We start from the raw sequence: 22,183 nt of genomic DNA, 5'->3' as shown, positions 1-22,183 counted from the left end.
GTGCGGGCCCGTTGCCGGTGATCAGAGGCCGCTCACCGTCTTGACTGTGACCCACTGACCGTTCTTCACTTGATAGACGGTCGATGAGCCGTGCTTGAGCGAGCCGTTCGCGTTGAACTCGATGTGGCCGGTGATGCCGTCGAAGCTGATGCTTTGCAGCTTCGGACGATAGTCGTCGGGCTTGGTCGAATTGGCCGCCTGCATCGCCTTGATGGCGGTCCATGCTGCGTCGTAGCCGAACGGCGCATACGAGAGCACCTCGACACCGAACTTTTGCTTGAAGCGCTCGGCGAACTTCGCGCCGACCGGCGTGCTGTCGAGCGGGCGGCCGTACTCCCAAGCCATCGCGCCTTCGGACACGTCGCCCGCGAGCTTGATGAAATCGATGTCCTTCACGCCGCCGCCGCCGACGTACTGCGCGTTGATGCCGAGCGCGCGCATCTGCTTCATGATGCCGGCGGCTTGCGGATTGAGCGCGCCGACGAACACGAGGTCGGGATTGACCGACTTCAGGTTCGTGAGCTGCGTCTTGAAGTCCGTCGCTTGGTTGGTCGTGTATTCGCGTTTGACGATCGTGCCGCCTTTGGCCTTCACGGCCTTCTCGAACTCGTCCGCTTCGCCCTGACCGAACGCGGTCCGATCGTCGATGATCGCGATGCGTTTGGCCTTGGTCACCTCGACCGCGTAGGCGCCTGCCGTGCCGGCGTTTTGCGCGTCGCTCGAAATCACCATGAACACGTTCTTGAAGCCGCGGCTGCTGATCGTCGGGTTCGTCGCCGCAGGGTCGATATCGGGGATGCCGGCCTTTTCGTAGATCGTCGAGGCCGGGATCGTCGTGCCCGAGTTGAAGTGGCCCACGACCACCGACACGCCTTCGTCCACGAGCTTTTGCGCGACCTGTGCGCCCGTGCGCGGGTCGGCCTGATCGTCCTCGGCCTCGAGTTCGAAGGAAACCGGCTGGCCGTTGATCTTGACGCCTTGCGCTTTCGCATCGTCGAGCGCCATTCTCACGCCGTTTTCCAAATCCTTGCCGTAATTGGCGTTAGGCCCGGTGAGCGGCGCGGCAAAGCCGATTTTCACGACGGTATCTGCGTGAGAGGCGAACGGGACGAGCCCGAGGAGTGCTCCAACTGCAACTGCGACAGGGGTGAGGTTCTTCGCAAAACGCATGTTGTTTCCTTTATCGGCAAGCATGAATGTAGTGCTGTGGCGTGCATGCGGGCTTCTCGCAATTCATTGTCGCGGGCGCGCTACCAAGGCGGCGGCCGATGCACGGCTCTCGTTCGTGTGGTCCAGCGTGTGGGGTCTACCTCCTGCAAGGCGTGATATCGATCGAGCCGCTCGGCTCCAGAAGCGCCGCAGCGATTCGCTCGAAAGGACTATAGAAAGCCAATATGGTTGCGTCTTGACCTTTCGCGACGCTTCCTATGCGCATTTCGGCACAGCGCGCTAAATCGGAGCAATCGGGATAAATACGCCCGCGCGGGTTTAAGGAAAACGTCCTATTAGTCGCATTTTTGCGGCGCAATGCGCAATTCGATGCGAATGGCACTCCGCACATTCCCCTAGGCCGCCTGCATCAAGTTTGCAATGCGGTATGCCGTTTACTTGTTTTGAGGGCTACGAACCCTCGCAGCCTAATCGTCTGAAGGAAATCGTTTTAATGTTTGCGTCAATTCGCGGCCGTGTGCTCGCAGCTTGTCTTGCCATCGTCGTCGGTTCGCTGATCGTGAACGCGACGCTCAACTTCTTCGTCGTCAACTCCCACGAAAACGACACCATCGACAACAATCTCGTAGCGCTCGCCAACGGGCACGATGCGGGCATTGCCGAATGGGTCTCGTCCAAGACTGCCGCCATCAACGCCCTGCAGGACATCACGCTCGGCGCGGCCGACCCCGCCCCCGAATTCAAGCAAGCGATGGCCGCGGGCGGTTTCAGTAACGTTTATGCCGGCTATGCCGACAAGAGTGCCAAATTCGGCGATGCAACGGGCATCCCCGCCGGCTACGATCCGACCGCGCGGCCTTGGTACAAGCAAGCGGCCGCCGCGGGCAAGCCGGTGGTGACGCCGCCGTACGTCGACGCGGGGTCGGGCAAGCTCGTCGTGGCGTTCGCGGTGCCGATCGTGCGCGACGGCGCGCTCAAAGCGGTCGTGTCGGGCGACGTCGCGATGGACAGCGTGATCGCCAACGTGAAGGCGATTCACCCGACCCCCGCGAGCTTCGGTTTGCTGGTGGACGGTGCGGGCGATATCGTCGCGCACCCCGATGCGAAGTTGACGCTCAAGCCGGTGTCGGCGTTGATGCCGAGCATGAGCGCCGGCGCGATCGCGGCGCTCGAGGGCGCCGGCAAGCCGGTGCAGGCGTCCGCCGACGGCCGTTCGGTGCTGCTGCGCGGCGCTCATGTGCCGGGCACGGATTGGACCGTCGTCGTGGCGCTCGACGAGAGCGAAGCGAAGGCCGGCGTGCGCTCGTTCTTGACGACCTCCGCGATCGCGCTCGTGCTCATCGTCGCGCTCGCGGCGGCGATCGTCTCGGCCGTGACTTCGAAAGCGTTCAAGCGCCTCTCGCTCGTGCGCGACGCGATGGACGACATCGGCTCGGGCAGCGGCGATCTGACGCGCCGCTTGCCGGCGGACGGCCGCGACGAAGTGGCGCAGATCGCGCGTTCGTTCAATACGTTCGTCGACAAGCTGCGCGACGTGATGCGCCAGATTCGCGACACGAGCGGCTCGGTGCGCACCGCGGCGGACGAAATCGCCGCGGGCAACTTGGATCTGTCCGGCCGCACCGAATCGGCGGCGGCGAGCCTGCAGCAGACGGCGGCGTCGATGGAGGAAATTACGTCGACGGTCACGCAATCGGCGAGCTCGGCGCGCCAAGCGAACGACATGGCCGCATCGGCCTCGACGGTGGCCTCGCGCGGCGGCCAAGTCGTCTCGGAAGTGGTGACGACGATGGGCACGATCGAGTCGGCATCGGGCAAGATCGGCGACATCATCGGCGTGATCGACGGCATCGCGTTCCAGACCAACATCCTTGCCCTGAACGCGGCCGTCGAAGCGGCGCGCGCGGGCGAGCAGGGCCGCGGTTTCGCGGTCGTGGCCGGCGAAGTGCGCAGCCTGGCGCAGCGCAGCGCGCAGGCGGCCAAGGAGATCAAGTCGCTGATCGAATCGACGATCGACAGCGTGTCGTCGGGATCGAGCCAAGTCAAACGCGCGGGCGACACGATGACCGAGATCGTCTCGAACGTATCGAGCGTCACGACGATCATGTCCGAGATCACTCACGCGGCCGACGAGCAGACGCGCGGCATCCAGGAAGTGAATCGCGCCGTGTCGCAACTGGACGAGATGGTTCAGCAAAATGCCGCACTCGTCGAGCAATCCGCGGCGGCGGCCTCGGCGCTGCAGACGCAAGCGGTCAATCTCGCGACGGCCGTCGCGCAATTCAAGCTCGATTGAAGGGTAGGGGCGGCCCGGGCAGAGGGGCTGCCGGGCCGGTGCCGCGCCTACGAGCGTTTGCGCCGCTCCAGCGTCTTGTCGATCATCCAGGCGCCGAGCCAATCGCGGGGCTTGGCGATCTCGTCCTGGGTCGCGACGAGCTCCAGCTCGTAGCGGCCCGCGTCGTACGTGGCCCGAAGCACGGCATGCACCGCCGAGACGGCATGCTCGAACGCGGTGAGCAGCGAATCGCCGCACAAGCGCCGCGCGACGAAGGTCGCGCTCGTGAGTTCGCCGACGCCCACGGGTTGCCGCGCGAACGGATAGCGCGGGTGCTGCGTCATCCACGCTTCGCGTTCGGTGACGAGCAGGAGGTTCACGCGGTTGGCGGGGCTATTGCGGTCGATCAGTTGCTTGACGAGCACGACTTGGGGGCCGCGGCGAATCAGCTCCCGGCAGGCGGCGACGGCGTCGTCGATGGTCTCGATGCTGCGCCCGACGAGCTTTTGCAGGGTGTCGTGCGTCGGCGAGAGCGCATCGGCGAGCGCCGGCATCGTTTCGAGCAGATATTCGTCGACGCTCGCGCCGGCGCCCGCCCCGATGACGGGCGTCCAAAAGTGCCACGCTTCGGGGTTCGTCGCCTTCACGGCGCGCACGATGTCCATCACGGCCTGGGCATGCGTCTTGTCGCCGAGATAGCCCGAAATGATGGCGTCGCAGCGCCTGAGCATGCCGATCGCGCCGATGCCCTCGACGAGTTCGGTCATCTGCGGCGCATCGATCGCGCTGCCGGCCCAATGGCCGTATTGCATGTGATTGGAGAACTGCATCGTGTCGAGCGGCCAGACGTTCACGCCCAGCCGCTGCATCGGAAAGACGGCGGCACTATTGCCCGCATGACCGAACACGACGTGCGGTTGAATGCTCAAGACGTTTTTCATGATGACTTCGCTCGCGTGATGCCCGGGCTTCGCCGGAAGCTCGGGCGGCCGGTGCGCCGCTCCTGCGAGCGGCCCGACCACTAAGAAGATACAGGACTTGCTGCGTCGCGTCATCGGGCGCCTGCGCGGCGCTCATGCATTCGAGCTCGCGCCCCGAGCGAGGCGCCCCCGCGGTTGCGCATGAATGCGCTACGGGCCCCGCGCGAGGATGCGCAGCACGGCCCGCGGCGTTGTTCCCGGCCGACGAAACGGCCCTTTCGCCGCCCGTGCCTTAAGCGTTTTCCCGCACGCACTGCTACAATTGTCCGTTTCCATAGCGCGCCCAGGCGGCGCGACGTACGGGCCACGCAGGGTGTCGCACGCGGTGCGCCCAGTAAAACGAAGGAGTAGCGAACGTGTCAGCAAGCGTCTCATCCAACGGGTCTACCGTGCGCCGCAAGCGCGCGGGGGCGGCCCATGGCGGTGGCGTCCGATGACGGTTGCGCCCGTCGTAGCCTGGGATTGGCTGCTCGTGGCGCTGTGCTGCGCGGCCACGGCGTATGCCGTCGTCGCGGCGCTCGCGCTGCCGTCGGCACGAGCGCTTCTCGTGCGCTCGCGCGACGGCCAAGCCGCGCGGGGGGCGCAGCCCGTGAGCGTGCTCAAGCCCCTTTGCGGCGACGAACCGCGGCTTTACGAAAACCTTTCGACGTTCTGCGAGCAGTCTCATCCGTGCTATCAACTGCTGTTCGGCGTGTCCTCGCCGGCCGATCCTGCCATTGCCGTCGTGCGCCGGCTGCAGGCGGCGTTCCCGGCGCGCGACATCGTCCTCGTGGTCGATTCGCGTGTGCACGGCCACAACCTGAAGGTGAGCAATCTCATCAATTTGGCCGCGCGCGCGAAGCATCCGCTGATCGTGCTGGCCGATAGCGATATCGCCGTTGCGCCCGATTATCTCGAAGCGGTCACGGCGCCGCTCGCCGACCCGCAGGTGGGCATCGTCACCTGCCTCTACCATGCGAAAAGCGTCGGCGGGTTCTGGACCCGCGTGGGCGCCCAATTCATCAACGAATGGTTCGCGCCGTCGGTGCGCATCGCCCATGCGGGCGGCTCGCGCAGTTTCGGCTTCGGCGCGACGCTCGCACTGCGCGCTTCGGTGCTGGCCGATATCGGCGGCTTCGACGCGCTCAAGGATTGTCTGGCGGACGATTATTGGCTGGCCGAGCATACGCGCCAGCTCGGTATGACGACGGTCTTGTCCGAAATCGTCGTCGATACCGACGTCATCGAGCCCGACTTCCGCACGCTGTGGCTGCGCGAGACGCGCTGGCTGCGCACGATTCGCTCGATCAATCCGCTCGGCTTCGCTTTTTTGTTCATCACGTTCACGTCGCCTTGGCTCGCTGCGGGGACGCTCTCCGCCGCACACGGCGGCGGGGCTTTGTTGGCCGTATCGACGGCGCTCGGGATCGCTGCGCGCGTGCTCTTGCACGCCCGCGCAGCGCGCGAGCCCGGGGAGTTTTGGCGCGATCTGCCGCTCGTGCCGCTGCGCGATGCGCTGCTGGCTGCGCAATGGTTCGTCGCGGCATTCGGCTCGCACGTGGTTTGGCGCGGCGCTCGCATGCCCGTCGTGGCACGAATCGCGGAGGGCTCGGATGGCCCTTGAGCGAACCGTATTCGTCTTTTAAGTCGCTGGTGGGCGGCCGTTCGAGTCGGCCTGCCGTTCTCACGTTATTTGCTTCACCCAACAGGGTGCCGGAGCTTCATCCATGAAAACGCTGTTTTTGCAGGCCCCGTCTTATGACGGCTTCGATGGCGGAGCCGGTTCGCGCTACCAGGCCAAGCGCGAAATTCGCTCGTTCTGGTATCCGACCTGGCTGGCGCAGCCTGCGGCGCTCGTCCCCGACAGCCGCGTGATCGACGCGCCGGCCGATGGTTTGTCGGTCGAAGAAACGCTGAAGATTTGCGACGATTACGAGCTCATCATCATCCATACGAGCACGCCGTCGTTCCCGACCGATGCGCTCTTCGCCCAAGATCTGAAAAAGCGCAAGCCGTCGCTGGTGGTCGGCATGGTCGGCGCGAAGGTGATGGTCGATCCGCACAACTCACTGTTGGCGACCGAAGCGATCGATTTCGTCTGCCGTGAGGAATTCGACTTCACCTGCAAGGAAATCGCCGAAGGCAAACCGTTCCCCGAGATCAAGGGTTTGAGCTGGCGCGCAAAGGACGGCTCGATCGAACACAACGAAGCGCGTCCGATCCTCGAGAACATGGATGAGCTGCCGTTCGTCGCGCCCATCTACAAGCGCGACCTGAAGATCGACAACTACTTCATCGGCTATCTGAACTATCCGTACGTCTCGATCTACACGGGGCGCGGCTGCAAGTCGCGCTGCACGTTCTGCTTGTGGCCGCAGACGGTCAGCGGCCACCGCTACCGCACGCGCTCGGTCGAGAACGTGATCGCGGAGGTGAAGTGGATTCGCGACAACATGCCGGAAGTGAAGGAGGTCATGTTCGACGACGATACGTTCACCGACGACTTGCCGCGCGCCGAAGCGATCGCGCTTGGGCTGGGCAAGCTCGGCGTGACCTGGTCGTGCAATGCGAAGGCGAACGTCCCGTATAAGACGCTCAAGGTGATGAAGGAGAACGGGCTGCGGTTGTTGCTCGTCGGCTTCGAATCCGGCGACGATCAGATTCTCGTGAACATCAAGAAGGGCGTGCGTACCGACTTCGCGCGCCGCTTTAGCGCGGATTGCAAGAAGCTCGGCATCAAGATCCACGGCACCTTCATCCTCGGCCTGCCCGGCGAGACGCAGGAAACCATCAAGAAGACGATCGAGTACGCGAAGGAAATCAATCCGCACACGATTCAGGTTTCGCTCGCCGCGCCTTACCCAGGCACGACGCTATACAAACAGGCCGTCGAAAGCGGATGGATGGAAGAGAACAAGACCATCAATCTCGTGAGCAAGGAAGGTGTGCAGTTGGCGGCGATCGGCTATCCGCACCTCTCGCGCGAAGAGATCTACCATCACCTCGAGGCGTTCTACAAGGCGTTCTACTTCCGGCCCTCGAAGATCTGGGAGATCGTGCGCGAGATGTTGACGAGCTGGGACATGATGAAGCGCCGCCTGCGCGAAGGCGTCGAGTTCTTCCGTTTCTTGCGCGCGCACGAGGCTTGATAACGTGAAGCGCCCGGGCCGCCGCGGCCTCATCGTCACCGCGGACGATTTCGGCTTGCATCTGCGGGTCAACGCGGCGGTCGAACGGGCGCACCGGCACGGCGTGCTCAAAGCCGCGAGCCTCATGGTGGGCGCGCCCGCGGCGGCCGATGCCGTCGAGCGTGCGCGACGCCTGCCCAGCTTGCGCGTGGGCATGCATCTCGTCCTGGCGGACGGGCCGGCGCTGCTGCCGCCTGGCCAGATTGCCGCGCTCGTCGGTCCCGACGGTCGTTTCGGCGATGCGATGGTGCGCGACGGCTTTCGTTTCTTCTTCCTGCCGGGCGTGCGCGCGGCGCTCGCACGCGAGATCCGCGCTCAATTCGAGGCGTTCGCGCAAACGGGTTTGCCGCTCGATCACGTCAACGCCCACAAGCATTTCCATCTGCATCCCACCGTGCTTTCGCTGGTGCTGTCGATCGGCCGGGAGTTCGGGCTGCGGGCCGTGCGGCTGCCGTTCGAGGCCAACGCGCCGTGGTGGCTCAAGCCGTGGATCGCGCTGATGCGCCGCAGGCTCACGCGCGCCGGCATCGCCTACAACGATTACGTCATGGGCATCGAACATACGGGCGGGATGGACGAAGCGGCGCTGCTCGGTGCGCTCGCACGCATGCCGGCCGAGGGCGTCGGCGAAATCTATTGCCATCCGGCCGAAGCGGGCGAGGGCGCCATCACCCCCTCGATGCAGCACTATCGCCACGTCGATGAACTCGACGCATTGCTCTCGCCGCGCGTAGCCGCGGCTATCGCGGGCGCAGGGCTCGCCTGCGGCGGGTTTGCAGACATCTTCGGCGGCGGCGCGAGCGTGCGCGGCATGGCCAATGCGCATCATGGCCGTGACGCTGCACAAGGAGGCTCGCCGTCATGACGAAGTGGCTCAAATGGGCCGGTTGGCCCGTGGGCATCGGCATCTTCATCGCCCTGGTGCTGCGTGAAGGCGCCGCCGACGTCATGCATGTCATCGGCGCGGCCGGCTGGGCGTTGCTGTGGCTCGTGCCATTCCATGCGCTGCCGCTCTTGTTCGACGCTTACGGCTGGCGCGTCCTGCTGCGCGCTCGCGCGTCGCTTCCCTTTCTCTGGTGGGTGGCGACCGTGCGCGAAGCCGTGAGCCGGCTGTTGCCCGTGCTCGCGGTGGGCGGCGAAATCGTCGGCATCCGGCTCGCGCGGTGGCGGGTGAACGATGCAAGTTGCGTGAGCGCATCGGTGATCGTCGAAGTGCTCGTCACGATCGCCGTGCAGTATGCGTTTTCGGCGCTTGGCGTCGTGCTCATTCTCGCCGCAACGGGCGGGGGACACGCGAGGACGATCGCGCTCGCGCTCGTCCTGTCGTTGCCGCTGCCCGTGATCACCGCGCTGCTGCTGCGCCGGGGCGGCGTCTTTCATGCGATCGAGCGATTCGCGGCCCGCGCGCTCGGCAGCGAGCATCGTTTCTTGCAGGGAATCGACGGCGCACGGCTCGATGCGCAAATCGACGCGCTGATGACGCGCACGGGTTTGCTCGTGAGCGCTTTCGGTTGGCAGTTCGCCGGTTACCTTATCGGCGCGTTCGAAACCTATTGGGCGCTGGCATTGCTCGGGCATCCCGTTTCGGTGGGCGGCGCCGTCGCTATCGAAGCGCTGACGCAAGCCGTGCGGCATGCGGCGTTCATGGTGCCCGCCGGCCTTGGCGTGCAGGAAGGCACGGTGGTCCTGCTTGCACAGATGTTCGGCGTGGGGCGTGAGGTGGCGTTTTCGCTCGCGCTCGTCAAGCGCATGCGCGAAGTGCTGTTCGGCTGTATCGCGCTCGGCTCGTGGCAATGTGCCGAGATCGTGCGTGCGCGGCGCTATGCGCGCGAGCCGGTCCTGCAAGGCACGGCCGAGCAAGCGGCGGCGCCTGCGGCTGGGCGCCCCGGGCAAGCGCGAGATCGCCATTTCGTACGCTGAAGAATGCGCGTCGGTTCGGCAGCGCACGGTCCGCGAGCGCTTCTATATCGGCCAATCCCTATCCGCGTAAACACGCTTTGTCTTCAGACCACGTCTCGTCCTACATTACAGCCACGAACACGCCATATCGAATAGATAGAAGAGGATCAAAAGGTCAGAGGACGCAGCGCAGCGCCGGCCACGGGGGGCGGTCGAACGCCACGTGCATCGCACGGGCGGGTGGCCGCAGGCCAATGACGCAGCGCATGGGGACGACGTCGCTCTGCCGGTGTTCGGTTGTTTGCCGACGTATTTGCGTCGCGCGCCATGATGATTGCCGGCCGTTCACTTCGCGTGACGGCCGGTTCTGTTTTTTGCGAGCCTGCTTTTTGACGACGGGCTGCGCGGCGACCCCGCCATCTCTCAGCCTTGGACTATCGAAAATGCGACCCGAAACTTGCAAAATCGCGGTGCCGCCGCATCCCGGGCATTGCGCCTCGGGCTTCTTGGGTCGGCCGTAACAAGCGGTCCGCGGACATGCCCGCCGGCGTGCTTTCGTTGTTGCGACGCAGCATAACATGGCCCCGGGTTTGAACGATTTTGAATCGCTTGCGAGTATTGGCGCCGTGCGGAATGCGCCGCGGGTCCGCAATGCGGCGCGCCACCCACGCGACTAAAGCTGATTCCAATGGAGACGCGCGTGTTCTTATATGGCTTCGGCCCGATCCTTCTTGCCGGCACGATCAGAACGATCGAGTTGTCGGTGCTTTCGCTCGCGGTGTCGGTGCTGCTCGGGCTTGCCGGCGCGGTGGCGAAGCTCTCGCGCAATCGCGTCGTGGCCGGCGCGGCGACGGCGTACACGACGCTGATTCGTTCCGTGCCCGATCTCGTCCTGATGCTGCTGCTTTTTTACAGCATTCAAATCGCCGTCAATCAAGTCACCGATGCGTTCGGCATGAGCCAGATCGACATCGATCCGTTCGCGGCGGGCGTGCTCACGCTCGGGTTCATCTATGGCGCGTACTTCACCGAGACGTTTCGCGGCGCCTTTCTCGCCGTGCCGCGCGGTCAACTGGAAGCGGGTAGCGCCTATGGCATGAGCGGCTTGCGCGTGTTCGTGCGCATCCTCTTTCCACAGATGATGCGCTTCGCGTTGCCGGGTCTCGGCAACAACTGGCAGGTGCTGGTCAAGGCGACGGCGCTCGTCTCGATCATCGGCTTGGCCGATGTCGTGAAAGCGGCGCAAGACGCCGGCAAGAGCACCTTCAACATGTTCTTCTTCATCCTCGTCGCCGCGCTGATCTATCTGGCGATCACGACCGTCTCGAATGGGGTGCTGCTGTGGCTCGACCGGCGCTACTCGATCGGCGTGCGCCACGCGGACCTTTGACGGAGACGGCACGATGATCGAAATCCTCTCGCAGTACGGTCGCGCATTTCTCTACTACGACGGGCAAAACCTCTCCGGCCTTGCAGTGACGCTGTGGTTGCTCGTTGCGTCGCTCGTCATCGGGTTTTGCATGGCGCTGCCGCTGGCGGTGGCGCGCGTGTCGAAGAACCGCTGGCTGTCCACGCCCGTGCGCTGTTACACCTACGTGTTTCGCGGCACGCCGCTTTACGTGCAATTGCTGTTGATCTACAGCGGCGTCTATAGTCTCGAATTCGTGCGTGCGCATGCGGTGCTCAACGAATTCTTCCGCAGCGGGTTGCATTGCGCGATTCTCGCTTTCGGCTTGAACACCGGCGCTTACACCACCGAGATCTTCGCGGGTGCGATCCGCGCGATTTCGCATGGCGAGGTGGAAGCCGCGCGCGCTTACGGCATGAGCCGCTGGACGATGTATCGCCGCGTCGTATTGCCCTCGGCGCTGCGCCGTGCGTTGCCGTTGTACAGTAACGAAGTCATCTTGATGCTGCACGCGACGACGATCGCTTTCACGGCGACCGTGCCCGACGTGCTCAAGGTCGCTCGCGACGCCAACTCGGCCACCTACATGTCGTTCCAGGCCTTCGGCATCGCTGCGCTGATTTATCTTGCGGTATCGTTCGCACTCGTCGCGGCGTTCAGACGAGCCGAGCGGCATTGGCTGGCCTACTTGGCCGCAAGCCGGCACTGACAGCCTGCATCGATTCACACGCCTTCGATTCATACGGGAGAGCATGGTGCTCCAAGCGACTTCTCAATCCGCCGCCGTCAAGCTCGCGGCGCTCGACATCCATAAGCGCTACGGCGACAACGAGGTCCTCAAAGGCGTGACGTTGACGGCTAAAGCCGGCGACGTCATCAGCATCATCGGCGCCAGCGGTTCGGGTAAAAGCACGTTCTTGCGCTGCATCAACTTCCTCGAGCGGCCCAATGCGGGCAGCATCGTCGTCGATGGCGAGACGGTGCGCACCAAAGCGGATCGGGCAGGCAATCTCGAAGTGGCAGACCACAAGCAGTTGCAGCGCATCCGCACGAAGCTTGCGATGGTGTTTCAGCACTTCAATCTCTGGGCGCACATGAACGTGCTCGAGAATATCGTCGAAGCGCCTATCCACGTGCTGGGGCTGTCCAAGCGCGAAGCCGAAGAGCGAGCCCGCGTCTACCTGGAGAAGGTTGGCCTCGCGCCGCGGCTCGAGAAGCAGTATCCGTCGCATTTGTCGGGCGGACAGCAGCAGCGCGTGGCGATTGCGCGCGCGTTGGCCATGAATCCCGATGTGATGCTGTTCGACGAACCGACTTCCGCGCTCGATCCCGAACTCGTCGGCGAGGTGCTCAAGGTCATGCAAAAGCTCGCCGAGGAAGGGCGCACGATGATCGTCGTCACGCACGAGATGGGCTTCGCGCGCAATGTGTCGAATCACGTGATGTTTTTGCATCAAGGGCGTACCGAAGAAGAGGGCGACCCCGCGGTCGTGCTCGCGCAGCCAAAGAGCGAGCGCTTGCAGCAATTCCTCTCGGGCAGCCTGAAGTAAGCGATATGCGGGAAGGGCGAAACCAACGAGCAACGGGCGCGCCGGGCGCGCAGCCCGCCCGCGGCAGGGGCTGATCGATGGCTCGCATGCAAGCGGCCCCGGCGAAAACGACGCAGGTGGCGATCGTCGCGTTGCCGCCCGTCTCCATGTCGGGGCTCGCGCCGATCGTCGACGCGCTGCGGCTGGCGAACGACATCGACGGACGGGCGCTGTACCGCTGGCAGGTCTATTCCTGGGACGGACGGCCCGTGCCGCTCGCCGGCACGGCCACGCTGCCTGCCGACGGCGCGTTCGGCGACGGCGTTTCGTGCGATTGGCTCATCGTCGTGGCGGAGCGCTTTCAGCAATTCGCCGACTATAAGCTTTTCTTGGCCAGCCTCGCACGCGTGGGTCAACGCACGCCGCTCGTGACGGGCATTCATCACGGCGTCTGGTGGCTCGCGATGGCTGGGCAACTGTCCGGCTATCGCGTCAGCGTCAATTGGGAGACTTATCAACAATTCGCCGAGCAGTTCGAGCGCTCGATCGTCACGCAACAGATCTTCGAGATCGACCGCGATCGGGCCACGTGCGCCGGGGGGCTCGCCAGCGTCGACTTCATGCTGGCGATGATCGCTCGCGAGCATGGGCCGGAACTCGTGGAGCGCATCGCCGATTCGCTCGGGGTCGGCGCACTGCGCTCGGGCGAATCGCGTCAGCGCATTCCCTATGTGACGGCCCCCGGCGAACGGCATCCGCGCTTGAACGACGCGCTGCAATTGATGGAGGCGAACATCGAAGATCCGCTGACCACGGACGATATCGCCAACCTCGTCGGCATCTCGCGCCGGCAGCTCGAGCGCCTGTTCAGGCAGTACCTGGGCGCGATGCCGTCGAAATACTACCTCGGGCTGCGGCTGTCGAAGGCGCGCCTGCAGTTGCAGCGCACGAGCAAATCGATCGTGCAGGTGAGCCTCGCGTGCGGGTTTTCGTCGGCAGCGCATTTCTCGAATGCGTATCGGGAGCGCTTCGGGGTGACGCCGCGCGAGGAACGTCGCAATTGGATCGCCAAGCAGCATGGAGCGGGCGCGGCTCATGCGGACGAGCCGCGTGCGGGAGCGATGATCGAGCCGCCCGACGCGATGTGACGGCGCCCGGATGTGACTGCCGCCGGAGTAGCGCGGCCGCGCCCGGCGATACGCGACAGATCGCGTCGCCAACAAGCAAGACGATATCGCGATCGTTTTCTACACTTACGTTTATTCCCCATTCCCTCGACGAGGACCCGCCATGAACGATTTCGCTGTGAACCGCCAGACTTTCGACGAAGTCATGGTGCCGGTATTTTCGCCGGCCTCTTTCGTGCCGGCGCGCGGCAAGGGCTCGCGGGTGTGGGACACGCAGGGCCGCGACTATGTCGATTTCACGGGCGGGATCGCCGTGACGGGCTTGGGGCACGCGCATCCCGAACTCGTGCGCGTGCTGCGCGAGCAGGGCGAAACGCTGTGGCACGTCAGCAATGCGTACACGAACGAGCCCGTGCTTCGACTGGCCAAACGCCTCGAATCGCTGACCTTCGCCGAGCGCGCGTTCTTCGCCAATTCGGGGGCCGAGGCCAACGAGGCGGCGCTCAAGCTCGCGCGCCGCGTCGCGATCGAGCGGCATGGCCCCGAGAAGATCGAAATCGTCTCGTTCAAGCAATCGTTTCACGGGCGCACGTTCTTCACGGTCAGTGTGGGCGGCCAGCCGAAATACGCCGAAGGCTTCGGCCCCGTGCCGGCCGGCATCGTGCATCTGCCGTACAACGACATCGACGCGGCACGCGCCGCCATCGGCGCGAAGACGTGCGCCGTGATCGTCGAACCGATCCAGGGCGAGGGGGGCGTGATTCCTGCCGATCCGGCGTTCCTGCGCGCGCTGCGCGAGGCCTGCGACGCGCACGGCGCACTGTTGATTTTCGACGAAGTGCAAACCGGCGTCGGCCGCACGGGCTTCTTCTACGCGTATATGGACACGGGTGTGACCCCGGACATCCTGACGTCGGCTAAAGCCCTCGGCAACGGTTTCCCGATCGGTGCGATGTTGACAACGAACGCGCTCGCCCAGCATTTCAAGGTCGGCGTGCACGGCACGACCTACGGCGGCAATCCGCTCGGCGCGGCTGTCGCCGACAAGGTCGTCGAACTCGTGAGCGACCCGGCGCTGCTCGAAGGCGTCAAGCGCCGCGGCGCGTCGATCACGGCCAAGCTCGGCAAGTTGAACCGGCGCTTCAACCTGTTCAAGGAAGTGCGCGGCAAGGGCCTGTTGATCGGCGCCGAGCTGACGGCGGCTTACGAGGGGCGCGCCAAGGATTTCGTCAACGCCGCGGCCGCTCAGGGCGTCATGCTGCTGATCGCCGGGCCCAATGTGCTGCGGTTCGCGCCGTCGCTCGTGATCGAAGACGCTGAGTTGAACGAAGGGTTCTCGCGGCTCAAAAAGGCGATCGAGCAAGTCGTCGGCGCCACCGCCGACGCCCAGACGCGCTGAGCGGCCGGCCGCCAAGGAAACGATGATGCTCTTCGTCCGCCCCGGAAGGCTTTCCGACCTCGACGCGCTGGCGCAGATGGCGCGCTCGGCGCAGCCCGTGCTGCATTCGCTGCCGCACGACCGGCATGCGCTCGAAGCGCGTGTCGCGCTATCGGAGGATTCGTTTCGCGCACAAGTGGATTTCCCGGGCGAGGAGGTCTATCTCTTCGTGCTCGAGGACAGCGCCACCGGCAAGCTGCTCGGCACGGCGAGCATCGTCGCCGCCGCCGGTTACGCCGAGCCGTTCTACGTCTTTCGCAACGATGCGTTGATCCACGCGTCGCGCGAATTGCACGTCAATCGCAAGATCCATGCGCTGACGATGTCGCACGAGCTGACGGGCAAGAGCCGCTTGGCTGGGTTCTACATCGACCCCTCGGTGCACGGCGACGCGCCGGCGCATCTGCTCACGCGCGCACGCATGATGTATGTCGCGGCGAACCGGCGGCGCTTCACGCCGGAAGTGTTCTCGCTGCTGCTCGGGGTCACGGACGAGGCCGGCACCTCGCCGTTCTGGGAGGCGGTCGGGCGCAAGTTCTTCGGACGCGACTTCGCGCAGATCGAAGTCGCCTCGGGCGGGCGCAGCCGCACCTTCATCGCCGAAGTCATGCCGACGTACCCGATCTACGTGCCGCTTCTGCCCGAGTCCGCGCAGCGGGTGATCGGCGAGCCCAACGCGAAGGCGTTGCTCTCGTACGACATTCATCTCGAAGAAGGCTTCGAGCCCGACCGTTTCGTCGATATCTTCGATGCGGGTCCCGTGCTCACGGCGCAAGTGGACCGCAGCGCGTGCGTAAGTTCGAACGAGGCGCGCACGGTGCGCGAGGCCGCTGAGAGCGCTTCAGGCGTCGCGCAGCGGCAGGCATGCGCATATCTCGTTGCGAGCCACCGCGACGATGACTTCCGCTGCGTGCTGGCCGAGTTGCCGAGCGAGCGCGGCGCCGATGCGCCGCTCGCCGCACAGGTGCGCGCCGCGCTCGACGTCGTGCATGGCGATACGGTGCGCTGCGTGCCGCTGCACCGCGGTGCAGCGCAGGCGGACGGGCCGCAAGCCGGCGACGATGTCCCGCAATGGCATTCGATCCATAAGACTTATCCATCGGGAGACCGGCGATGATCGTCGTGCGCGCCGTCAAGACGGAAGACCTCGATGCGCTCGTATCGCTGGCACGGGAAACGGGCCCGGGACTGACGACGTTCAAGCCCGATCGCGACGCACTTGCCGCGCGCATCGAACGAGCGAGAAAGACGATCGAAGGACGCGCGGCGCCTCATGAGGCCGGCTACTTCTTCGTCATGGAAGACACCGCCACGGCCGATGTCGCGGGTGTATGCGGCATCGAAGTGCAAGTGGGCCTCGAGCAACCGTTCTACAACTACCGTGTAAGCACGGTCGTGCACGCGAGTCAGGAGCTGGGTGTCTGGACCAAGATGTCGTTGCTCAACATCTCGCACGCCCTCACGGGCTATGCCGAGGTGTGCTCGCTGTTCCTCTCGCCGCGCTTTCGGGCGCACGGGGTCGGCGGCTTGTTGTCGCGCTCGCGCTTCATGTTCATGGCGCAGTTCCGCGAGCGGTTTCCGGAGCGGCTGTGCGCGGAATTGCGCGGCCATTTCGATGCGGACGGCACCTCGCCGTTCTGGCGCGCCGTGGGCTCGCACTTTTATCAGATCGACTTCAATGCGGCCGATTACCTGAGCGCCCATGGCCGCAAGTCGTTCCTCGCCGAATTGATGCCGCGCTTTCCCGTCTATGCCGATTTGCTGCCGCAGGAGGCGCAGGCGGTCATCGGCGTGACGCATCGCGACACGGCGCCCGCGCGCAAGATGCTCGAAGCCGAAGGCCTGCGCTATCAGGGGCACGTCGATATTTTCGACGCCGGCCCCGTGCTCGAATGCCACATCAACGATTTGCGCACCGTGCGCGAAAGCGTCATGGCGACGGTGGCGATCGGCGCTGCGCCGGCCGGCGAAGGCGTGCGCTCGCTCGTTTCGAACACGTCGATGGCGCGCTTTCGCGTGGGGGTGGCGCCGGGCGTCGCGGAGGGCGGCACGATGGCGCTCAGCGCCGACGACGCAGCCGCACTCGAAGTGCGCGAAGGAGATCCGGTGCGCGTGCTTGCGCTCGCGCCGGGGAAGAAGCCGAACAAGGACTGAGTCGACATGGATATGGGTGAACATTACATCGACGGGCAATGGTGCGAAGGCGACGGCCCCAGCTTTGCGTCGCGCAACCCCGGCACGGATACGGTGGTGTGGGAAGGCAAGAGCGCCTCGACGGACGATGTCGATCGCGCCGTGGCCAGCGCGCGCCGCGCATTCGAGCCATGGTCCGCGCAGCCTTTCGAAGCGCGCGTGGAAATCGTGCGCCGCTTCGCCATGGTGTTGTCGGAGCGCAAGGAGCAGATTGCGCACGCGATCGGCCGGGAAACGGGCAAACCGCTTTGGGAGGCGCGCACCGAGGTGGCCGCCATGGCGGCCAAGGTCGAGATCTCGATCACGGCGTACCACGAACGCACCGGCGAAAAAAGGCTGCCGATGGCCGACGGCACGGCCGTGCTTCGCCATCGCCCGCATGGCGTGGTTGCGGTATTCGGGCCGTACAACTTCCCCGGGCACTTGCCCAACGGACACATCGTGCCCGCGTTGGTCGCGGGCAATACGGTGGTGTTCAAGCCGTCGGAGCTTGCGCCCGGCGTCGCGCGGGCGACGGTCCAAGCATGGCGCGAAGCGGGCCTGCCCGCGGGCGTGCTCAACCTCGTGCAAGGCGAAAAGGACACGGGCGTCGCGCTCGCGAACCATCGCCAGATCGACGGGCTCTTCTTCACCGGCAGCTCGGATACCGGCACGCTGCTGCATAAGCAGTTCGGAGGGCGGCCCGAAATCGTCTTGGCGCTCGAGATGGGCGGCAACAATCCGCTGGTCGTGGCCGGCGTCGAAGATATCGATGCGGCCGTTCATCACACGATTCAATCGGCGTACCTATCGGCGGGACAGCGCTGCACCTGCGCCCGGCGCATTTTCGTGCCGAGCGATGCCTTCGGCGATCGCTTTCTCGCGCGCTTCGCACAAGTCGCCTCGCGCATTGCCCATGGCGCCTACGATGCCGACCCGCAGCCGTTCATGGGTGCGGTGGTGTCCGCACGGGCGGCCGCGCGGCTCGTCGCGGCGCAAGCGCGCCTGCTCGCCGCGGGCGCTCGCCCCCTCTTGGCGATGGAGCAGCGCGACGAGCGCTTGGGCTTCGTGAGCCCCGCGATCCTCGATGTGACCGATGTCGCGCAGTTGCCCGACGAGGAGCACTTCGGCCCGCTCGCGCAGGTCGTGCGCTATAGGGATTTCGACGAAGCGATAGCACGCGCGAACGATACCGTCTACGGTTTGTCGGCGGGGCTGCTCGCCGACGATGAAGCGCTGTGGACGCGTTTTCACCGCACGATCCGCGCCGGCATCGTCAATTGGAATCGGCCGACGAATGGCGCTTCTTCTGCGGCGCCGTTCGGTGGAACGGGGCGTTCGGGCAACCATCGGCCAAGCGCGTATTACGCAGCCGACTATTGCGCCTACCCGATGGCGTCGGTCGAAAGCACGCAACTCACGATGCCCGCGAGCGTATCGCCGGGCCTTCATTTCTAAAGATCGAGCAAGGATCGACGATGCAAGCACGGGAAGCCAATTTCGATGGACTCGTAGGTCCGACGCACAACTACGCGGGGCTGTCGTTCGGCAACGTAGCGTCGCAGACGAACGAAAAGTCGATCGCCAATCCGCTCGCCGCCGCCAAGCAGGGTCTGCGCAAGATGAAGCAATTGGCCGATCTCGGCTTTTTGCAGGGCGTGCTGCCGCCGCAGGAGCGGCCCTCGCTGCGGCTGCTGCGCGAACTTGGGTTCTCGGGTTCCGATGCGGCGGTGATCGCGCGCGCGGCCAAGGACGCCCCCGAATTGTTGGCGGCCGCCAGCTCGGCTTCGGCGATGTGGACGGCCAACGCGGCGACCGTGAGTCCTTCGGCCGATACGCAGGACGGCCGTGTCCATTTCACGCCAGCCAATCTGACGAGCAAGCTGCATCGTGCGATCGAACACGAGGCGACGCGTCGCACACTGCAGGCGATCTTCGCCGATCCGGCGCGCTTTGCCGTGCATGAGGCGTTGCCCGGCACGCCCGCGCTCGGCGACGAAGGGGCGGCCAACCATACGCGGTTTTGCGCGCAATACGGCGAACGCGGCGTCGAATTCTTCGTCTATGGACGCAGCGAATACCGGCGCGGCCCCGAGCCCGTGCGCTATCCGGCGCGCCAAACCTTCGAGGCGAGCCGCGCCGTGGCGCAACGTCATGGCTTGAGCGAGGAAGGGACCGTCTACGCGCAGCAAAGCCCCGAAGTCGTCGACGCGGGCGTATTCCACAACGACGTCATCGCGGTGGGGAATCGGCAGACGCTGTTCTGTCATGAGCGGGCCTTCGTCGATCAGAGCGCCGTCTACGATCAGTTGCGCGCGCAACTATTGCGCACGGGCGCTCAATTGAATGTGATCGAAGTGCCCGATGCCCGCGTGAGCGTTTCCGACGCCGTCACTTCGTATCTATTCAACAGTCAATTGTTGACGCGTCCTGACGGTCGCGACGTGCTGGTCGTGCCGCAGGAGTGCCGCGAGAACCCGCGCGTGGCCGCGTATTTGGACGATCTGGTCAGCGGCGCCGGGCCTATCGGCGAAGTGCTCGTGTTCGAATTGCGCGAAAGCATGAAGAACGGCGGCGGCCCGGCTTGCCTGCGTTTGCGTGTCGTCTTGACCGAAGCGGAGCGCGAGGCCGTGAGCGCGGGCGTGTGGATCGACGATGCGTTGTTCGCACGGCTCGACGCGTGGATCGGCAAGCACTATCGTGATCGGCTGGCGCCGGCCGATCTTGCCGATCCGCATCTGCTGATGGAGTCGCGCACGGCGCTGGACGAACTCACGCAAATTCTCGGGCTCGGTTCGCTCTATGACTTCCAACGTTGAAGCGGCTGTGCCGGCGATGCTCGACGATTTTCTGGCATACACGTTGAGTGGGGCGCGGCCCGTGCCGGCCGAGGCTCGGGGGGCGTGCGCACAGGGCGTTCGTTATGCATGGATCGACGAAGGGGTGATCGAACTCGCGCCTGCGGTGGGGGCCGATGGCCATGCGATGCCCTCCGTGCTCGTCTCGGCCGGCATCCACGGCGACGAGACTGCGCCGCTCGAGCTCGTGTCGCACATGATCGCCGATATTGCGAGCGGCGATGTGCCGCTCGCTTGTCGGCTGTGCATCGTCCTCGGCAATGTCCCTGCCATGCGTGCGGGCAGTCGGTATCTCGACGATGATTTGAATCGGCTCTTCTGCGGTCGCCATGCGCAACTCGCGCAAAGCCGCGAAGCGCCGCGCGCACGCGCGCTCGAAGCGGCTGCCGCACGTTTGTTCGAGCGCGCCGCGGGCGACGGCGAGCGTTGGCACATCGACATGCACACGGCCATTCGCGCCTCGGTGTTCGAGCGTTTCGCCTTGTTGCCTTACACAGGCGCGGCGCTTTCGCGGGCAATGTTCGAATGGCTGGCCGGTGCGCGGATCGAGGCGGTGTTGTTGCACACGACCAAGGGCAATACCTACACGCATTTCACGGCCGAATCCTTCGGCGCGAGGGCTTGTACTTTGGAATTGGGCAAAGTTCGGCCCTTCGGTGAAAACGATCTGTCGCGCTACACGGGTGCAGATGACGCGGTGCGCGGCCTGATCTCGGGACAAGCTCGCGCTGGTGCCGCGCCGATGCCGCGCGTGTTCACCGTCATCGGGCAGATCACGAAGCACAGCGACGCCTTCGAACTTTTGATGCCGGACGACGTGGCGAACTTCACCGCGTTCCCAAAAGGTACGGTGCTCGCGCGCGACGCAAACTATTGCTATGCGGTGACGCACGCCGAGGAAAGTATCGTGTTTCCGAATCGCACGGTGAAACCGGGTTTGCGTGCCGGGCTGACTGTAGTTGAAACCACGGCAGAGACGCTGGCCGGGTTGGCGCGCTAGCGCGCTAACGGCGGGTTGGCGATGTCGTCGATGTTGCCGACATCGTTCGACGCGGCAACGGAGTGAAGGCCTTGCCCGGGTGGTTGCAGCCGCCGGCTAGTCGCATCTATTCCTCGGGAATCACCGCCTGCCACCCTTCGGGACATTCCGTCACATAAGGGTAGTACTGACCCGCCGATTCGCAGTAGTACCAATAGTCGCCCGCTTCGCCATACTCGTAGATCACATCGCCGGGTGCGAACGGATCGGGATACGGATAGACCGGTTGCGGGTAGAAGTACCACATGCCGCCCACGACCCACCACCAACCGTAGCGTCCGCGATGGTGCGAATGGTGCCAATTGCCGCCACGCCAGACACGCGCGTCGAGATCGACGAACCGGTGGATGTCGCCGCGAAACGGCGCGGGAACGCGCCCGGAAGCGCGCGGCGCTTGCGCCAGCGGGGCACGCGGCTCGGGGCCGGGGCGCCGTCCAAATTCTTGCGTGGCGCCCGGGCCATGGTTGGGTTGCCGCAGCGCCGGCGCCTGGCCCATCGGGTGGTGCCCGAATTCGGGTGTCATGGCCGGACCGCGCGGCTGCCGCATGGTGGGTGCAGGAGCGGGGGCGGGAGCCGGAGCGCGCCCCGGCGCGGGAGCTTGCGGCATGGGCCGTTGCCCGAACGCAGGGCTTTGCGCCGCTTGGCCCGGCGCGATGCCCACGGCGGGGCCTGTGCCCCGGGGCGCGGGACCTTCGCTCATGCGTCCTCCGGCTGGCCCCCCGGGCGGGCCTTGGTGGCCGCCCGGGCCCGCTTCTCCGGGGCCTTGCAACGGCGCCGCCGATGGCCCTCGCGCCGATTCGTGGCCGCGTTCGCGTTCCTGCGCAAGCCCTGTAACTGCCGATAGGCCGGTTACGCCGGCCACGGCGAGTGCAATGACGGTTCTTGCGTTCATAGACCTCTCCCTCGGTGCGTCGTTCTCTCTTCCAGCATAGACGCTCATCGCCTACAGCGATTGACGGCCCTCAATGGGATTCGCCGGGGGCGTCGCGATTTCGCGCCCGTCACCGGCGCATGTAGTCCATCTCCGACATGCTGTGGCAACGCTTGACGCGATTCTCGGACGCCGCTGATGTTTATCGTCCGCGTCGGTGCCGATACTGTATTCAAGGGCTCAGCCAACG

General features: G+C 65.1%; 18 protein-coding genes. 15 read left to right on the top strand and 3 right to left on the bottom strand.

The annotated features are described in order from the left end of the window. Positions 1–21: 21 nt before the first annotated feature. Complete coding sequence (locus tag QQS38_RS03280) at positions 22–1,170, bottom strand: branched-chain amino acid ABC transporter substrate-binding protein (RefSeq protein ID WP_479643919.1); 1,149 nt, start codon at positions 1,168–1,170, stop codon at positions 22–24. Positions 1,171–1,663: 493 nt separating this feature from the next. On the opposite strand from QQS38_RS03280, the gene QQS38_RS03275 reads away from it, so the two are divergent. Next, a complete protein-coding gene (locus QQS38_RS03275) occupies positions 1,664–3,466 on the top strand; it encodes a methyl-accepting chemotaxis protein (RefSeq protein ID WP_479643918.1) in 1,803 nt (600 codons plus the stop codon). A 47-nt stretch (positions 3,467–3,513) separates the two neighbouring features. Here QQS38_RS03275 and pdxY read toward each other — a convergent pair whose 3' ends face one another. After that, positions 3,514–4,386 carry a pyridoxal kinase PdxY gene (pdxY, locus tag QQS38_RS03270; protein WP_479643917.1) on the bottom strand — a complete coding sequence of 291 codons (873 nt, stop codon included), beginning with the start codon at positions 4,384–4,386 and terminating at the stop codon, positions 3,514–3,516. Between the two features lie 472 nt (positions 4,387–4,858). On the opposite strand from pdxY, the gene hpnI reads away from it, so the two are divergent. The 14 genes from hpnI to astE all read left to right on the top strand — a co-directional run bounded on the left by hpnI (position 4,859) and on the right by astE (position 21,023). Beyond that, complete coding sequence (hpnI, locus tag QQS38_RS03265) at positions 4,859–6,028, top strand: bacteriohopanetetrol glucosamine biosynthesis glycosyltransferase HpnI (RefSeq protein WP_479643916.1); 1,170 nt, start codon at positions 4,859–4,861, stop codon at positions 6,026–6,028. Positions 6,029–6,131: 103 nt separating this feature from the next. Further along, complete coding sequence (hpnJ, locus tag QQS38_RS03260; protein ID WP_479643915.1) at positions 6,132–7,553, top strand: hopanoid biosynthesis associated radical SAM protein HpnJ; 1,422 nt, start codon at positions 6,132–6,134, stop codon at positions 7,551–7,553. A 4-nt stretch (positions 7,554–7,557) separates the two neighbouring features. Further along, positions 7,558–8,457 carry a hopanoid biosynthesis-associated protein HpnK gene (hpnK, locus tag QQS38_RS03255; protein WP_479643914.1) on the top strand — a complete coding sequence of 300 codons (900 nt, stop codon included), beginning with the start codon at positions 7,558–7,560 and terminating at the stop codon, positions 8,455–8,457. Beyond that, entirely contained in the window at positions 8,454–9,512 is a 1,059-nt protein-coding gene (locus QQS38_RS03250; protein ID WP_479643913.1) for a lysylphosphatidylglycerol synthase domain-containing protein, read from the top strand. The genes hpnK and QQS38_RS03250 overlap by 4 nt, the downstream gene beginning before the upstream one ends. A 679-nt stretch (positions 9,513–10,191) precedes the next feature. After that, a complete protein-coding gene (locus tag QQS38_RS03245) occupies positions 10,192–10,881 on the top strand; it encodes an ABC transporter permease (RefSeq protein ID WP_479643912.1) in 690 nt (229 codons plus the stop codon). 13 nt (positions 10,882–10,894) lie between these two features. Continuing rightward, on the top strand, positions 10,895–11,608 hold the full coding sequence (locus QQS38_RS03240) for an ABC transporter permease (RefSeq protein ID WP_479643911.1): 714 nt from the start codon (positions 10,895–10,897) through the stop codon (positions 11,606–11,608). Positions 11,609–11,651: 43 nt separating this feature from the next. Next, positions 11,652–12,449: an ABC transporter ATP-binding protein gene (locus tag QQS38_RS03235; protein ID WP_277426587.1), complete on the top strand. Its 798-nt coding sequence runs from the start codon at positions 11,652–11,654 to the stop codon at positions 12,447–12,449. Between the two features lie 86 nt (positions 12,450–12,535). Further along, the gene (locus QQS38_RS03230) at positions 12,536–13,576 is read left to right on the top strand and encodes a GlxA family transcriptional regulator (RefSeq protein ID WP_479643910.1); all 1,041 of its coding nucleotides are present in this window, start codon (positions 12,536–12,538) and stop codon (positions 13,574–13,576) included. Between the two features lie 142 nt (positions 13,577–13,718). Continuing rightward, a complete protein-coding gene (locus tag QQS38_RS03225; RefSeq protein ID WP_479643909.1) occupies positions 13,719–14,954 on the top strand; it encodes an aspartate aminotransferase family protein in 1,236 nt (411 codons plus the stop codon). 25 nt (positions 14,955–14,979) lie between these two features. Next, positions 14,980–16,110: an arginine/ornithine succinyltransferase subunit alpha gene (aruF, locus tag QQS38_RS03220; RefSeq protein ID WP_479644095.1), complete on the top strand. Its 1,131-nt coding sequence runs from the start codon at positions 14,980–14,982 to the stop codon at positions 16,108–16,110. After that, positions 16,107–17,147, top strand: coding sequence for an arginine N-succinyltransferase (gene astA, locus QQS38_RS03215; protein ID WP_479643908.1), 1,041 nt, complete (start codon positions 16,107–16,109; stop codon positions 17,145–17,147). Before aruF ends, astA begins: the two co-directional genes overlap by 4 nt. 12 nt (positions 17,148–17,159) lie before the next feature. Then, positions 17,160–18,623, top strand: coding sequence for a succinylglutamate-semialdehyde dehydrogenase (gene astD, locus QQS38_RS03210; protein ID WP_479644094.1), 1,464 nt, complete (start codon positions 17,160–17,162; stop codon positions 18,621–18,623). A gap of 20 nt (positions 18,624–18,643) precedes the next feature. After that, entirely contained in the window at positions 18,644–19,984 is a 1,341-nt protein-coding gene (gene astB, locus QQS38_RS03205; RefSeq protein ID WP_479643907.1) for an N-succinylarginine dihydrolase, read from the top strand. Continuing rightward, positions 19,968–21,023 (top strand): succinylglutamate desuccinylase, encoded by a 1,056-nt coding sequence (gene astE / locus QQS38_RS03200; protein ID WP_479643906.1) that lies wholly within the window; start codon positions 19,968–19,970, stop codon positions 21,021–21,023. Before astB ends, astE begins: the two co-directional genes overlap by 17 nt. 106 nt (positions 21,024–21,129) lie before the next feature. On the opposite strand, the gene QQS38_RS03195 is transcribed toward astE, so the two are convergent. Then, positions 21,130–21,954, bottom strand: a complete 825-nt coding sequence (locus tag QQS38_RS03195; protein WP_479643905.1) for a hypothetical protein — start codon at positions 21,952–21,954, stop codon at positions 21,130–21,132. Between the last annotated feature and the right edge of the window lie 229 nt (positions 21,955–22,183).

This window comes from Trinickia sp. Z7 (assembly GCF_056498045.1).
The sequence above is the reverse complement of the archived record's forward strand: the minus strand, read 5'-3'. Positions and strand labels throughout refer to the sequence as shown.